This is a genomic window from Pseudomonas sp. WS 5079 (assembly GCF_012985465.1).
GTDB lineage: Bacteria > Pseudomonadota > Gammaproteobacteria > Pseudomonadales > Pseudomonadaceae > Aquipseudomonas.
This window is the reverse complement of the sequence record NZ_JAAQWN010000007.1, coordinates 193831-208139: the sequence shown is the minus strand read 5'-3', so window position 1 is coordinate 208139 and position 14309 is coordinate 193831. Positions and strand designations below refer to the sequence as shown.

Annotated in this window: 14 protein-coding genes; all 14 read right to left on the bottom strand. The window is 64.3% G+C overall.

Annotated features, from left to right (window positions below; genetic code table 11):
* Positions 1-1058: 1058 nt before the first annotated feature.
* The 14 genes from HBO05_RS19790 to HBO05_RS19725 all read right to left on the bottom strand — a co-directional run bounded on the left by HBO05_RS19790 (position 1059) and on the right by HBO05_RS19725 (position 14305).
* Positions 1059-2285 carry a hypothetical protein gene (locus HBO05_RS19790; RefSeq protein WP_169955451.1) on the bottom strand — a complete coding sequence of 409 codons (1227 nt, stop codon included), beginning with the start codon at positions 2283-2285 and terminating at the stop codon, positions 1059-1061.
* A gap of 437 nt (positions 2286-2722) precedes the next feature.
* Entirely contained in the window at positions 2723-3682 is a 960-nt protein-coding gene (locus HBO05_RS19785) for a PDR/VanB family oxidoreductase (protein WP_172313788.1), read from the bottom strand.
* On the bottom strand, positions 3675-4082 hold the full coding sequence (locus HBO05_RS19780; RefSeq protein ID WP_170042048.1) for a Rid family hydrolase: 408 nt from the start codon (positions 4080-4082) through the stop codon (positions 3675-3677). Before HBO05_RS19780 ends, HBO05_RS19785 begins: the two co-directional genes overlap by 8 nt.
* Positions 4079-5113: an aromatic ring-hydroxylating dioxygenase subunit alpha gene (locus HBO05_RS19775; RefSeq protein ID WP_172313786.1), complete on the bottom strand. Its 1035-nt coding sequence runs from the start codon at positions 5111-5113 to the stop codon at positions 4079-4081. Before HBO05_RS19775 ends, HBO05_RS19780 begins: the two co-directional genes overlap by 4 nt.
* Positions 5114-5134: 21 nt before the next feature.
* Positions 5135-5362 (bottom strand): recombinase-like helix-turn-helix domain-containing protein, encoded by a 228-nt coding sequence (locus HBO05_RS19770; RefSeq protein ID WP_029289990.1) that lies wholly within the window; start codon positions 5360-5362, stop codon positions 5135-5137.
* Between the two features lies 1 nt (position 5363).
* Positions 5364-5681, bottom strand: coding sequence for a hypothetical protein (locus tag HBO05_RS19765; RefSeq protein WP_169955447.1), 318 nt, complete (start codon positions 5679-5681; stop codon positions 5364-5366).
* 2 nt (positions 5682-5683) lie between these two features.
* A complete protein-coding gene (locus HBO05_RS19760) occupies positions 5684-6826 on the bottom strand; it encodes an FAD-dependent monooxygenase (RefSeq protein WP_169955446.1) in 1143 nt (380 codons plus the stop codon).
* Between the two features lie 13 nt (positions 6827-6839).
* Positions 6840-7805: a VOC family protein gene (locus HBO05_RS19755; RefSeq protein ID WP_169955445.1), complete on the bottom strand. Its 966-nt coding sequence runs from the start codon at positions 7803-7805 to the stop codon at positions 6840-6842.
* The gene (locus HBO05_RS19750; protein ID WP_170042051.1) at positions 7805-9298 is read right to left on the bottom strand and encodes an aldehyde dehydrogenase; all 1494 of its coding nucleotides are present in this window, start codon (positions 9296-9298) and stop codon (positions 7805-7807) included. The genes HBO05_RS19755 and HBO05_RS19750 overlap by 1 nt, the downstream gene beginning before the upstream one ends.
* A gap of 10 nt (positions 9299-9308) precedes the next feature.
* The gene (locus HBO05_RS19745; protein ID WP_169955443.1) at positions 9309-10112 is read right to left on the bottom strand and encodes an aspartate dehydrogenase; all 804 of its coding nucleotides are present in this window, start codon (positions 10110-10112) and stop codon (positions 9309-9311) included.
* 10 nt (positions 10113-10122) lie between these two features.
* The gene (locus HBO05_RS19740; protein ID WP_172313784.1) at positions 10123-11805 is read right to left on the bottom strand and encodes a thiamine pyrophosphate-binding protein; all 1683 of its coding nucleotides are present in this window, start codon (positions 11803-11805) and stop codon (positions 10123-10125) included.
* Positions 11798-12595, bottom strand: a complete 798-nt coding sequence (locus HBO05_RS19735) for an SDR family oxidoreductase (RefSeq protein WP_172313782.1) — start codon at positions 12593-12595, stop codon at positions 11798-11800. The genes HBO05_RS19740 and HBO05_RS19735 overlap by 8 nt, the downstream gene beginning before the upstream one ends.
* 1 nt (position 12596) lies before the next feature.
* Positions 12597-13430: an IclR family transcriptional regulator gene (locus HBO05_RS19730; protein ID WP_169955440.1), complete on the bottom strand. Its 834-nt coding sequence runs from the start codon at positions 13428-13430 to the stop codon at positions 12597-12599.
* Positions 13427-14305 carry an alpha/beta hydrolase gene (locus HBO05_RS19725; RefSeq protein ID WP_172313780.1) on the bottom strand — a complete coding sequence of 293 codons (879 nt, stop codon included), beginning with the start codon at positions 14303-14305 and terminating at the stop codon, positions 13427-13429. Before HBO05_RS19725 ends, HBO05_RS19730 begins: the two co-directional genes overlap by 4 nt.
* Positions 14306-14309 lie beyond the last annotated feature (4 nt).

Below are 14309 nucleotides of genomic sequence, written 5' to 3'. Positions count from 1 at the left end.
AGGCAGCACGATAGGTGGGGCGAGTGCTCGTCCCGGTTCCAAGTCGCGGGTTGTTATTAGTTCGGCGTTCGCATGCGGTTGACGATCGTGCATGCGAAGAGGGGCGGCACTATACCTAGGTGTGCGCCAGCCGTCTGCAAGCAGCGCAACTGAGCGAGGAATGGTCGAAGCGTCACACTGACCTGATGTGGGGGCTGTCGAGCTTTGGTGAGGCTGCGTTAGGCATGAGTATCTACACGACTTGCTCTTTTTTGGTTGTGGGGTGTGAGTACATATCCGTTGCTGCAGTCATGGCCACTTAGGGTTCCGCCCTTACGGCGGCTCACTTTGGAAAAGCCCCAAAGTAAGCAAAGGGCTCTTGCCCCACCACTCGGCACCTCGCCTAGGCTCGGTGTGCCCGTCATCCGACATTGATTTGGGGGGCCGCCGCGATGGGCCATCCCTGGCCCAGCGCGGCTAACCCGGCGTCCTGCCGGGTTACCCCCCAAATCAATATCGGATGACGGCCAGCGTGGTTTAACGGGGCGCCTAAGATCAAAATCACAAGCAAAGCGAGGCGGCCTGACAGCCGACCTGATCGTCAAAGCGTGCGCGTCCCCCTGTAGGAGCTGGCTTGCCTGCGATGGCGGTGTATCAGTCGATGAATCTGTTGGCTGACCTGCCGTCATCGCAGGCAAGCCAGCTCCTACAGGGGAATGTAGCTTCGCGCTCTGGCTTTGCTGTTGCTCTGCTGTTGCCTGCTTTTGATCTGGCTTTTGATCTTAGGCGCCCCGTTAAACCACGATGGCCGCAGGCAGGTATTGCGCAGTGGGCACCCCGGCAGGATGCCGGGGTAGCCGCGACACGGCCATGGATGGCCGATCGCGGCGGGCCCACGGAGCAATGCCTGACTGCGGGCATGCCGAGCCTAGGCGAGGCACCGAGTGGTGGGGCAAGAGCGCTTTGGTTACTTTCGCGCTTTTCGAAAGTGACCCGCTGTAAGAGCGGAACCAATAGCCGCCATGACCGCAGCAACGGATATGTACTCACCCCCCCCACCTTTGTTTTTTGTTGCCTGGTTAAAAGTAGTAACCAATATTCACGTTGGTGCGGTAATACCACTCGTTGCTGCCCACCGAACTGGTGTTGGTAAAACCACTGCCATTCTCTGCGCCGCCATAGGGGTTGGCGTTGCGCGCCCAGGTAAAGTCGACCCAGGCCATCACCGGCATGGCCAGGAACTGCGCGCCTACGGTGAACATCTGCGAATCATCCCAGTCGCTCTTGTCTTTCATCATCCGGCTGTAGTCGGTGTACAACTTGACCTTCTTCAACTGCCCCAGCCTCGGCGTGTAGACGTCATAGCCGAGATTGATCGACGCCAGGCTGGCCTTGGACGCGATCAGGTACGCCGGGGTCAGGCCGTTGCCGCCCATCAGCACCGAGTCCTTGCTGACGCCGGTGGGGTTTTCGGGATCGTATTCGTAGCGGATGGCCTGGGTGGTGACGGTCCACAGCCCCTTGTTGATGATGGCGTGTACACCGGCGGCCCAATAGTCGCCATCGTCCTTGGTGGTGGCGTTGTACAGCTGGGCGGTGGCCAGCGAGGCGCCGATCTCGGTTTTCCAGCCATTGCTGTTGAAGGTGCGCGCCACGCGGGCGTTGAGCTGGTTGCGCTTCTCGTTGTCCTGGCGCGACTGGGTGAAGGCAATCGCGTTGTCGTTCAGGTCGGCGTAACGCCCGACTTCAGGCGAGTAGCGAAGGTCGCTGGGCAACATACGTGGGAAAAAGCCAAGCTGCACGTCCCAATCCTGATCCTTGTAGCTGTACTTGAGGCCGGTGCCGGCACTCACTGCATAGCCCATGAAAAACGGCAGGTGGTAACTCCAGCCAAATTGCGGATACGGCTCCAGGCCAAACGGCTTGAACGGTGCGCCCAGTTGCAGGTTGGAGTTGGCATTGAGCCGATAGCCAACGAAGCCACGGTCGATGGAGCGCTTGCCGTCGTCCTGGAACCAGTAGCCGATATCGCTATAGAGGCTCTTGTAGGTGGCCTGCACGTCCAGGCGGAACGTGTCGAAGAGGAAGCGGCCATTGTTCTCGGTGGTGTCCCAATGCTCGTCGCGATAGTTGGTGCGCAGCGCGCCGCCGATGTCCAGGCTGGCGTCCCCGGCGTCACTGCGCCAGGCAATGTGGGGGAAAGGTTTATTGGCGGCGTTGGCCCGCACCGGCTCGGAAGGGATGGGTTCTGCGGCGAAACCGCTGAAACTGGCAAACATCAATCCTGCACATAAGACACGCTTCATAGAGACCTCTCTACCGGGTGATCGGCAACACTCGTCCGCTTGCCTTTAAAGGCAACTAAGGAGGGAGCGGGTCTTACCGGGTTTAAGTGTTGGTTCTTATTGTTTTATCGGCGAAACGCCGTTTAATCAGTGGATGCACGGGAGTAGAGCAGGAAGTGTGCCAGGCGGTAAATTAGTTTGGATTTTATAAAAAACCGCTTAAAAACAATTGTTTATATGGGAAACAAAGCGCTGTGTATAACCCATGAAACAATCCGTAAGTGCGGTAACAAAGTTGCCCGTGATAGGTGCGTCTTTATTGCACGCTGCCAATGAAACGGGCACTTTGCGGGTGATCCTGTAGGCGCGAGCGAAGAACTTGAGGGTAACGCGGTTATTCAGGATAAACCGCGTTATCGTTAACGTTCTTCGCGAGCAAGCTCGCTCCTACAGGGGGGCTAGAGGTCCAGCACCAACCGTTGGCTCTTGCAGCCCGAAACACACACCATCATCGATTTGTTCGCCGCGCGCTCGGCCTTGGTCAGCACCCCGTCGCGGTGGTCGATCTGGCCTTCCACCACCCGCGTTTCACAGGAGCCGCACACCCCCTCGCGGCAGCTGTGATCGATGTCGCAACCGGCTTCGAGCAGCACATCCAGCAAGCTCAAGCCGGGTTCCACCGACAGCGTCTTGCCGGACTTTTTCAACTCCACGCTATAGCGGTTCTGCGCATCTTCGCTGGGCGGCAGTTCGGCGGCGGTAAAGCGCTCGATATGGGCATGGGGATAACCCAGGCGCTCACAGGTGCCCTCGAACGCATCCAGCATCGGCGTTGGGCCGCAGCAGTAGAAGTGCGTATCCGCAGGTTGGCCGGCGAGGTAGGCGGCGAGGTCCGGCGGCACGCCTTTTTCGTCGTTGAAGTGGTACACCACCCGCGCACCCAGGCCGTTCAAGGCTTCCACCAATGCCGCTTCCTGGCGCGAGCGCGCGCAATAGATCAGCTCGGCGGATTTGCCCTGGGCCAGCAGTTGGCGAAACATGCAGTAGATCGGCGTAATGCCGATGCCACCGGCCACCAGCACACTGTGGCTGGCGCTCAGGTCCAGCGCGAAGTTGTTGCGCGGCGCCGAGATCGACAGCGCCATGCCGACCCGCAGTTGGCTGTGCACATACTCCGAGCCGCCGCGGCTGTTGCGGTCACGCAGGATGCCCACGGTGTAGCGCCCCTGGTCGCTGGGAGAATTGAGCAGCGAGTAGCTGCGCACCAGGCCGTTGGCCAGGTGCAGGTCGATGTGCGAGCCGGCCTCGAACGGCGGGAACACGGTATCGCCCAACGGCCGAAACTCCACGCTGATGATGCCTTCGGCTTCATAGCGCAGGGTGTGTACGCGGGCGTTGAGCAGGGAGGGCTTAGACATCATTCACCTCTGTGACGGTACGCAGGTCGACATCGAGCCGGGCACTGGCCTCGATCTCGACCCGAAGTTCAGGAAACACCAGCGCGCTGACGGCCACTAGGGTGGACGTGGGAAATACGGCCTGCCCGGCGAAGAAATCGCGGCGTGCGCGGCCCACCTGGTCCTTGTCGGCGATATCGGTGAGGTACACCGTCAGCCGGTAGATATTGCCCAGATGCCCACCGGCCGCCGTCACCAGCGCCTGGATCTTGCCCAGCACCACCAGGGTCTGGGCGTAGCAATCCAGGGTCGCCTCGCGGCTGGCGGGGTGTGCGGTCATCCCGGACATCACCACCTCGCGGCCGATCAGCAGCGCATTCGACCAACTGGCCCCGGCGGGCGCCACCACGACCGGGTTCATGGCAGTTGCTTCGCGTCGATCAGTTCGAGCTGGGCCTTGGCCGCGTTCTTCAGGTAACGGCGCATGCGCACCACACCCAGGTCGTGCTGGTAGAGGTTTTCGCGCTGGTTGGCGTCCGGCTCCATGAACTCCAGCAGCACCCGATCCTGCTCCAGCACGGCCCAGTGCCGCGCTTCCAGGCGGTTTTTGTAGAGGAAGCGCCAGGTGTCGCGCTGCCAGCCGGTCAGCGGTCGGCAGCGCCAGTGGAACACCGCCGAGAGCGCGCGGCTGCTTGGGGTGTAGCTGCCGATAATGGTGAAGTTGCCGCCCGGGCCGCCGGTTTTCGGGTAGGGGATTTCCAGGCGCAGCCAATGGCAGCCGTTGTCCATGAACTCGGTCCAGTCGAAGTTCACCCCGCGCTGGCCTTCCTTCTCGAAGAAGAACCCGTTGTCGGTGTCGCGGGTGACGAACTTGGCGGTGGCTTCGCCTTCACTCATCGAGTGCGACATCTTGTGCAGGTAGGTGCCGTGCATCGGGTCCATGACGTTGTCGATCACGTAGCGGTAGTCGCCTTTCCACTCGGTGTAGCAGACGAAGCTGCTCCACTCCGGGGACGTCAGTTGCTCGGGCAGCACCAGGTCCGGCGGGGTCGCTAAATGCGGGTCGGTGGCATTGAACAAAAAGATCGCGCCTGCCGCTTCGCGGGTATGGAACATGCGGGTCGGGCGGCTGCCTTCGAGTTTGCAGCCGGGGCTGCCCGGTACCTTGGTCACGGTACCGTCACAGCGCACTTCGATGCCGTGATACGGGCATTGCAGGCGATCACCCAACACCGGGCCCTGGGACAGCGGCGCACCGCGATGGGGGCAATGGTCTTCGAGGGCGTGCACGCGGCCATCGTTGTCGCGCCACAGGGCGATCTTGTAGCCCAGGCGGCGTACCGATACCGGCTTTTCACCCAGCAGGTCCGAGGGTAATACCGGGAACCAGAGGTCTTTGAGGCCATTGGCCAGATGGTTTTCAACAGGGTCGACGGTCAATTGCATAGTCATTGTTTTATTCCTTCTGCCGGGTCATTCGCCCAGCCGGGCCATCAGGGTTTGATAGGCATCTGCCGTCCACTCGCCGCTGGTCAGCGGGCAGGGCGGGCCGGCCAGGTTGAGGTGGGCGAGCAGGGCCGCCAACTCGGTCACGCCGTTGCCGAAGGCGCGCTCGATGGAGTCGCCCAGCAGCTCTTCAAACTGGGTATTGGGCCGTTTGCGCGCCTGATGGGGCTCGAGGAATCGTTCGGTAGTGCTCATGTCATTGACCTCCGTTGCGTACCCGTTCGCGGATGGTTTCGCGCACCGGGATAAAGTCGTATGTCGGGAAAACTTCAGTGCTGAACACGCCCCACGCCGAGCGCTCAAGCTCCACGTTAAGGGACGGCAGCAGGCCCGGCGCCAAGCGCAGGGTGACGATCTGGCCCAGGCCCATGGCCACGGTCCAGCTCACCACCTCCACGCCTTGCGGTGGAAAGCGCTCCCACCAGTCCTGCTGCTTCATGTGCCGCTGAATGTCTTCCAGGTTCTTTGATTGGTCGTGCTTGAGCAGCACGGTCACCAGCAAGGTGTCGCTCATGGTCAGGCCGCGCTTTGGGTGGGGATGGTCCAGGCGTCGTAGCCGTAGACCCAATCGGCGTTGCCGCCGTCCTTGAGCCACTGGTTGCCGCGCGAGCCGATCTGGATCTGGCTGGTGCGTTCCAGGCGCGCCTGCTGATAGCCCTGCAAGGCAGCGGCGACCTGGGACGGGCTGTCGAGGTCTTGCAGGTAACGGGCGAGCACCACCGCATCCTCGATGGCCTGGCCGGCACCCTGGGCCATGAACGGCATCATCGGGTGGCACGCATCGCCCAGCAGGGTGATGGGTCCCTTGGACCAGAACGGCAGCGGGTCGCGCTCATACAGCGCGGTCTTGAGCACATCGCTGCACGCATTCAGCAGGGCACGGGCGTCGGGGTGGAATGCCTGGTAGTGGCTGCGCAGTTCGTCGGCATCGCCGGCGCTGGTCCACGACTCTTCGTGCCAGCTGTCCTGGGCGGTAGTGGCGAAGATAAAGATGTCCTTGCCCTGGTTGAGCGGGAACGTAACGATCTGGCTCTGGGGGTTGGGGCCCCACCATTTGGTGAAGGCCTGGATATTCGGCACATGGGCCACCAACTCGGCCGGCACCACCGCGCGGTATGCCACCACCCCGGTAAAGCGCGGGTGCTCTTCGCCGAACAGCGCGTTGCGCACCACCGAGTGGATACCGTCGGCGCCGATCAGCACGTCACAGTGGTGCTGGCTGCCATCCTTGAAATGCAGGCAGATGCCGTCGTCAGTGTGCTCGACCCGTTCGGCACGCTTGGCGAACTGCACCTGCTCCAGCGGGAATACTTCAGCCAGGGCCGCCAGCAGGTCGGCGCGGTGGATGGTCAGTTGCGGGGCGCCGTATTTCTGCTCGGCGGCGTCGGACATTTCCAGGCGTGACGTCTCTTCGCCGCTGTCCCACATCCGGCTGATACGGTGGGTCGGCCGCGCGGCCGGGATGCGCACGGCGGCGCCAATTCCCAGGCCATCCAGCGCCCGTACCGCGTTGGGGGTGAGGTTGATGTCGGCACCGACCCGCAAAAAGGCCTTGGACTGTTCAAACACGGTGACCTGGTGACCGGCGCGGTGCAGGGCGATCGCGGCGGTCAGGCCGCCGATGCCGGCGCCGGCGATAGCAATATTTAAGGAAGGCATGGGCGACTCCTGCTCAAGGTTTCGGTTTGTCGGTGAGGAACTTGCCTTGCGGCGCCTCGACGTGTTGCTGGCGCCGGGTATTGCCGTCGATACCGCCGGCAATCGCCCATTCGGCGAACACCGTGGGCCCCGGCTCAAAGGTGCGGGGCTGCCATTCGCCGGTCAGTTGGTCTTCGTCGGCGTAGTACTCCACCAGCGCGCCAGCGGGGTTTTTGAAGTACCAGAAAAACGCCGAAGACACCGGGTGGCGCCCAGGGCCGATCTCGGTCGGCCAGCCGCTGCGGGACACGTGCATGCCGCCGCCAAACACCTCGTGCACATCGCGCACGGTAAAGGCCACATGGTTCAGGCCGGCCCGTGGCGCCGGCAGTTGCAGCATGAACAGGTCGTGATGGCCGCCTTCCTCGGCGGTGCGCAAAAAGGCCCCGCGGTCCGGGTAGCGGTCCGAGGCCTGGAAGCCGAAACGTTCGTGGTAGAAGGCTTCGCAGGCGTTTACGTCCTTGACGAAAAACACCACGTGGCCGACTTCAATCGGCGTGGCGCGCTCGTAGATCGGCGCCGCCTTGTTGATCCGACCCTTGGTCTGCCAGGTGTTGTGGCCGCTGCATTCAATCTCCAGCTCACGCTTGCGCGTCACTTGCAGGCGGATCGCCAAGCCGTTGGGGTCGGTGCAGCCGATACGGCCGTTGCCCTCGACAAACCCCGGGTCGTTGGCGATGCGTTCGGCGTACAGCGCAAGGTCCGCCGCGTCGGCCACGCCCCACACCACTTCGCGCACGGTCGAGCCGGCCTCGATGGCGGGCGGCAGGCCGGGTTTGTTCAGGTCGGCGAGCACTACGCGGCAGCCGTTGAGGGTCTCGAAGATCACCTCATCGGGTTGCGCGCTGACCTGAGTCAGGCCCCAGTCGCTGAAAAAACGCACGCAGGTGTCGAGGTCCTCGACGCCATAGGTGACTTCATCAATACCTAAAACGCTCATCACGCTACCTCGTGTGGCACACCGGCCCAGGCCAGTGGCTGTTGGTTCATGCCCCAGTAGAGGCTCTTTTGTTCCATGTATTGCAGGATCCCCAGGCGGCCTTTCTCGCGGCCCAGGCCGCTGTCGCGCCAACCGCCGAACGGCGTGGAAATCGAGAACTGCTTGTAGGTGTTGATCCACACCGTGCCAGCCTGCAAGCGCCGGCCCAGGGCCCAGGCGCGCTTGTAGTCGCGGCTCCAGATGCCTGCCGCGAGGGCGTACAGGCTGTCGTTGGCCTGCTCCAGCAGTTGCTCTTCATCGTCGAAGGGCATGGCCACCAGCACCGGGCCGAAGATTTCTTCCTGGCACACCTGTTGTTGGTTGTGCAGGCCTTCGAGGATGGTCGGCGGGTAGAAGTAACCCTGGTCATACAGTCCGCCGCTAGGCCGCTGCCCACCCAGGCGCAGGCGCCCGCCTTCGGCCAGGCCGAGGGCGACGTAGCGTTCCACCGATTCACGATGGCTGGCGCTGATCAGCGGGCCCATCTGCGTGTTTTCGTCGGCCGGGTCGCCCATGCGCAGGTTCGCGGCGGCGGCTACCAGGCGTTGCATGAAGGGTTCGTACAGGGCGCGCGCGACAAACAGTCGCGAGCCGGCAATACAGGCCTCGCCCGAAGAGCTGAAGATGCCGTAGAGCACGCCCGCCACCGCGTGGTCGAGGTCGGCGTCATCAAGGACGATGGTCGGCGACTTGCCGCCCAGCTCCAACGACACCGGCATCATCTTGTCGGCGGCGATATGGGCGATGTGCTTGCCAGTGCGGGTGCCGCCGGTGAACGACACGCGCTTGACCAGCGGGTGGCGGGTCAGCGCATCACCCAGCAGCGAGCCCTTGCCGGGCAGCACGCTGATCAGGCCCTTGGGCAGGCCGGCCTCTTCACACAAGCGCGCCAGGCGCAGGGCCAGCAGCGGGGTGATTTCCGCTGGCTTGATCACCACCGCATTGCCCGCCGCCAGGGCTGGCGCGACCTTCTGCGCCTCGCTGGCAATCGGCGAATTCCACGGAGTGATCGCGGCGACCACGCCCATCGGCTCATACACGCTCATGCTGACGAAATCGCCGCGCGAGGGGGTGATGGTTTCTTCGAGGGTTTCGCAGGCGGCGGCGAAGAACTGGAAGGTGCCGGCCGCACTGGCCACCAGCGCACGGGTTTCATTGATCGGCTTGCCGTTATCCTGGCGTTGCAGCTGCGCCAGTTCCTCACTGTGCAGGCGGATCAGCTCGGCGATGCGGTACAGCACGCTGGCCCGCTCATGGGGTTTGCGTTGGGCCCAGCCGCTGTGCAGGAAGGCCTGGTGCGCGCCCTGGATGGCGTCTTCCACATCCTGCAAATCGGCAGCATTGAGCCAGGCCACGGCCTCGCCGGTGGCCGGGTAGCGGCTGGCGTAGCGTTCGCCACGGCCCAGGCGCCAGTGGCCGGCGATGCAGATCGGTAAAGTCTGTTCGAGGGTCATCGACGGGCTCCTAAATTGAGATGGCATGGGCGTGGTTGCCCAGCGCACGGACCACGCTGTACACGGTCAGCGCCGAGGTCTTGGGGTTGGCCAAAAGCGGCTTGCCGCGCAGGCTCAACTCGAAACGGCCAAAGGCGCCACGGGCTTCGAAGTGGTGGACGTTTTCGTCGCTGTGGGGGTCGGCGATCAGCGTGACGTGGGTGCGATCCAGGCCCAGCCCGGCCAGGGACAGGGTGGCGGCGACGTTGGCGTTTTTCGGATACAGCCGCGCGGCTTCGCGGGCGCTGCCCTGGAAGATCACCGTGGCTTGGCTGATGGTGTCGAGGTCGCACGCCTGCTCGCCGGGAGTGTTTTTCCAGGCGCGGGCCGGCTTGCGCCCGGTGTAGTTGACCGAATCCAGGCCGCCGACCTTGGCCGCCGACAACGCATCAATACCGCCAATCGCACCGGGCAGCAGCTCGATGCGGGTCTTGCCGCGCTCAGCGGCTGCTTCCAGGCGCTCGACCAGACCCACTTCGGACAAGGCGCCGACCGACACAATCAGGCAGGCAATCCCACGCTCCAGGGCCGGCAGCACATGTTCCTCGATAGCGCGGTGGCCGGCGCATTCCACCAGCAAATCCGGGCGCGTATCGGCGGGCAAGGCGGTGAGCACCTGCGGCGGTCGCTTGAAACTGGCCAGGCGCTGGCGCACCAACGCCTCTGAGCCCTCGGAGGCAATGACGTAATCCACGCACAACTGCGGATCGTTCTCCAGCAGCTCCAGCACGCCGACGCCAATGGCGCCGCAGCCGATCATGGTGATATGCAACATGCGGCGATCCTCAGGCGGTGGCCTTCTGGGCTTTGGTTTCGCTGTTGGGCGGGCCGGCGAACTGGGTGGCGAAATTGCCCACGCTGAGCATGTCCACTTCCAGCAGGAACGGGCCGGGTTGGCTCAGGGCGCTGTCGACCACCTTGCCGAAATCCTTGAGGTCGGTGACCAGGCCGTGGCGCAGGCCCATGGATTCGGCGAGCTTGGTGTAGTCCGGGGTGTGCAGGTCGACATAGCAATGCCGGCTACCGTAGACCGCGTCCTGGATATTGCGGATGACCCCATAGCGCTGGTCGTTCATCAGCAGGATCACCAGGTTGGCGCGCTCCTGGACCAGGGTCGCCAGCTCACCCAGGTTGAGGATGAAACCGCCATCGCCCGCCAGGGCGAACACCTTGCGCTCGGGCGCGGTTTCAGCGGCTGCGACCGCGGCGCCGATGCCCATCGCCAGGCCTTGGCCGATACCGCCGCCCAAGGCGTGAACCCCGGCACGCGGGTGGTACAGGTTGAGCAGGCGGTTGCCCCAGATGCTGTTGGACAGGGTCACATCGCGCACCCAGGAGAAGTTGCGCCCGGTGCTGGCCTGCAATTGCTCGACCATCGCCGAGTACGGGCCCAGGTCCGCCACCAGTTGGTTGCGCGATTGCTCGCGCACGGCCTTGAGTTCGACGAGGAATTGCGGATCGGTATGCAGGCGGCCTTCCAGGCGGTCAGCCAGGCCGTCCAGGGCCAGGGCCGTATCGCCGCAGATAAACAGCTCGCTGGCATAGCTGCGGCCTTCGATGGCCGGGTTGGCGTCGATGCGCAGGGTGTTCTGCGGCAGCTTGAGCGCGTACTTGAAGGTCTCGTTGCTGCGCAGGCGCGACCCGGCGATCAGCAGTGCATCGCAGGTTTGCAGGAACTGCTCGACCCGTTTGTTCTGCGAAAAGGCCCCCAGGCAGCGCTCGTCGTCTTCATTGACCACGCCACGGCCTTGGGTCGAGGTGATCACCCCCACGCCCATCGCCAGCAGGCGCTTGACCTGCGTCCCGGCATGCCGTGCGCCGCCACCGAGCCAGAGCATCGGGCGCTTGGCACTGGCCAGGCGCGCGGCCACCAGGTCGAGGGCTTCCGGTGCCGGCACGGCGACCGGGATCGGCAGCGGCGACAGGTCGGTAGGCATCGGGATAAAGGTCGACTGGATATCGATCGGGATCTCGACGCTGACCGGGCCGGTGGGCGCGGTGAGGGCGGTCTGTACCGCGAGCTTCAGGGTGCTGATGGCGGTCTCGACGCTGCGCACGCGAAAGGCGGCCTTGGACACGGCCTTGAGCATGTTCAACTGGTCGCGGGCTTCGTGGATATACGCCAGTTCCTGATCCAGGTATGGCGTCTCGATCTGCCCGGTGATGTGCAGCAGCGGGGTGCCGGCAGTCTGCGCTTCAACCATGGCGCCGGCGGCATTGCCGGCGGCGGTGCCGGTGGAGGTCAGGCACACGCCCAGGCCGCCGGTGGTACGGGCATAGGCGTCAGCCATGTTGGCGGCGCCGGCTTCACCCCGGGCCATGACAAAGCGGATATTGCCGCGCACGGCGAAGGCATCGAGGATCGGCATGTTGTGGATCGAGATCACGCCAAACGCGGCCTTGACGTCGCATTGTTCGAGAAAGGCGGTGATGGCAGCGCCCACGGTGACAGTGTTTTCATTACGCATGGCGGGACAGGCCTCCGGATACATCGATATGGCTGCCTGTGGTGTAAGCCGACAGAGGCGAGGCCAGAAACAGGATCGCGCGGGCCGCTTCAATCGGCAGGCCCAGGCGCCCCAGGGGAATATGTTTTTGTTGGGCCAGGCGGGCGGTCCATTGCGCCCAGTCGAGGTCGCGTTCTTCACGCGCTTCGAAGCGGCGGCGCCATTGCCCGGACTCCACCAGGCCAATCAGGATGCCGTTGACGCGGATGCCTTGCGGGGCGAACTCGGTGGCCATCGAGCGCACCAGGTTCTTGATCCCGGCGCGGGCGGCCGAGGTGGCGACCATGTGCGGCTCCGGCTGGCTGGCCAGCAGTGAGTTGACGCAGACGATGGCGGCATCGGCCTGGTTTTGCAGCTGCGGCTTGAAGGCGCGGACCGGGTTGATCACCGAAAAAAACTTCAGGTGCAGCTCTTCGGTCCAGGCGCTGTCGGTGGTGTCTGCGAAGGTCGAGACCCGGCCTTGCCCGGCGTTGTTGATCAACACACTGGCGGCGCCCAGCGCGGCCTGGCTGGCGCTGGCAAAGGCGTTGACCGCTTCGCCATCGAGCACATCGCACACCTGGGCCAGCAGTTGGCCTTGGGGGAAACGTTGGCGCAGGCCGCTTTCGGCACGGCGCAGGCGTTCTGCATCGCGGCCGCAGAACGCAACGGCGGCGCCGGCTTCCAGCAGCAGCTCGACGCACGCCAGACCAATGCCCGAGGAGCCTCCGGTGACGATTGCGGTGCGGCCCTGCAATGGATAAAGGCTCATCTCAATCTCTCATCAAGGCAGTGACGCGGGGCTGGCTGCTGTGGGCGCCGCCGTTGTAGTTGAGCAGGCGCGACAGCTCGTCGGCGCTGCGTCGTACCTGGGTCAACAGCTCTTCAAAATTCACATGACCGATCTGCGTGGTCGGGATGGTCACGCCGAGGGCGGCCACGATGTCGCCGCTCTGGTCGCGCACGGGCGCGGCCACTGTGGAAATCGCCGATTCAAAGAACCCTTCGCCGCTGACAAAGCCGCGCTGGCGGTCGGCCTGGAGCATGTCGAACAGCTCCATCACGGTTTTGGGGGTGCAGTGGGAGTGCTGTTCCAGGTGCTCCTCGGGGTACAGCTCGCGCAGTTCGGCCAGTGACAGGTCTTCGAGGAGGATGCGCCCCAGCACCGTGGCATGGGCCGGCAGGCGGGTGCCGACGTTGACCGCGTTGGAGAACACCGACGGCGGCGAAACCTTGGCCACATAGACGATGGAACGCCCGTCGCGCACCACCAGGTTGCTGGGGTAGTTAACCCGGTCGCACAAACGGGCCAGCAGCGGCTGGCCGAGTTCGGTCAGCTCCAGCGAGGCCAGGTACTCGAAGCCCAGGCGCAGCACCGACATGCCCAGGCGGTATTCGTTGCCGCTGCGGGTGACGAAGCCCATGGTTTCCAGGGTGGTCAGCAGGCGGAAAATGGTCGAGCGCGGCAGCGCCAGGCGCCGTGCCAGTTCCGGCGCGGTCAGGGTGCGGTTGCGCCGGCTGAACTCGCAGAGCAGCAGCAAGCCGCGCTCCAGGCCCGGCACGATGTATTTGTCCTGAGCATCCTTCAGCAGATCTGAGTCGTTCATAGGGTTCTACCTGTCAGGGATTGTTTGAGGGCGTAGGCCAGGCGACCGGCAACCACCAGCGGTTGTTCGATGGGGCTGGCATGGCCTGCGTCGGCGATCAGGTTGAAGCTGGCACCCAGGGCCTTGGCTACGCCCAGGCAGGTGTCGGGCGTGGTGATGGCGTCGGCTTCGCCGCAATGCACTTCGCAGGGCATTGCAGGTTGGCCGTGGCGCAGCAAGTCGTCGCCGCACAGCAATTCGATGGCCTGGCGATAACCCAGCGGGTTCAGGCGGGCCATGTTCCAGTGCACCCAGGCCAACGCTTCGGGCTGGGCCCGCGACGAGAGCATGTGGGCGCTACGTTGTGCGGCCAGGCCGGCGATACCCAGGCGTTGCAGGTTATCCAGGCGTTGCTGGCGTACTTGCTGGCGCTGCTGGCTGCGCTCGGGTGCGCCATAGCCGCGAGCCGGGCTGATCAGCACCAGGCGGCTCACCCGCTTGGCCTGGGCACTGCGGGCCAAGGCCAGGGCGGTCAGTGCGCCCAGGGAATGGCCGACCAGCACGCACTCGTTCACCTCCAGCGCATCGAGCATCTGCACCAGGCGGGCGGCGTATTGCTCGGCCTTGGGCACGTCCGACTCCAGGGGGCTGGAGTCGCCATAGCCGGGCGCGTCCCAGGCGATGACCCGGGCCTGGGCCGCCAGGTGCTGTGCCACTTGCAGCCAGGACGCCGCGCCCGAGCCGATACCGTGCAGCAACACCACCGCCGGCCCCGTGCCGCATTCGCGCAGGGCCTGCTGGCCACCGGCGGCGGCGACCAGGCGCTGGGGGAAGTCGCGCTGCAGTTGGGCTTGCAGGTCGGCCGTCGGCGCGGCTTGGGTGAGTCCTGGCAACATGGGC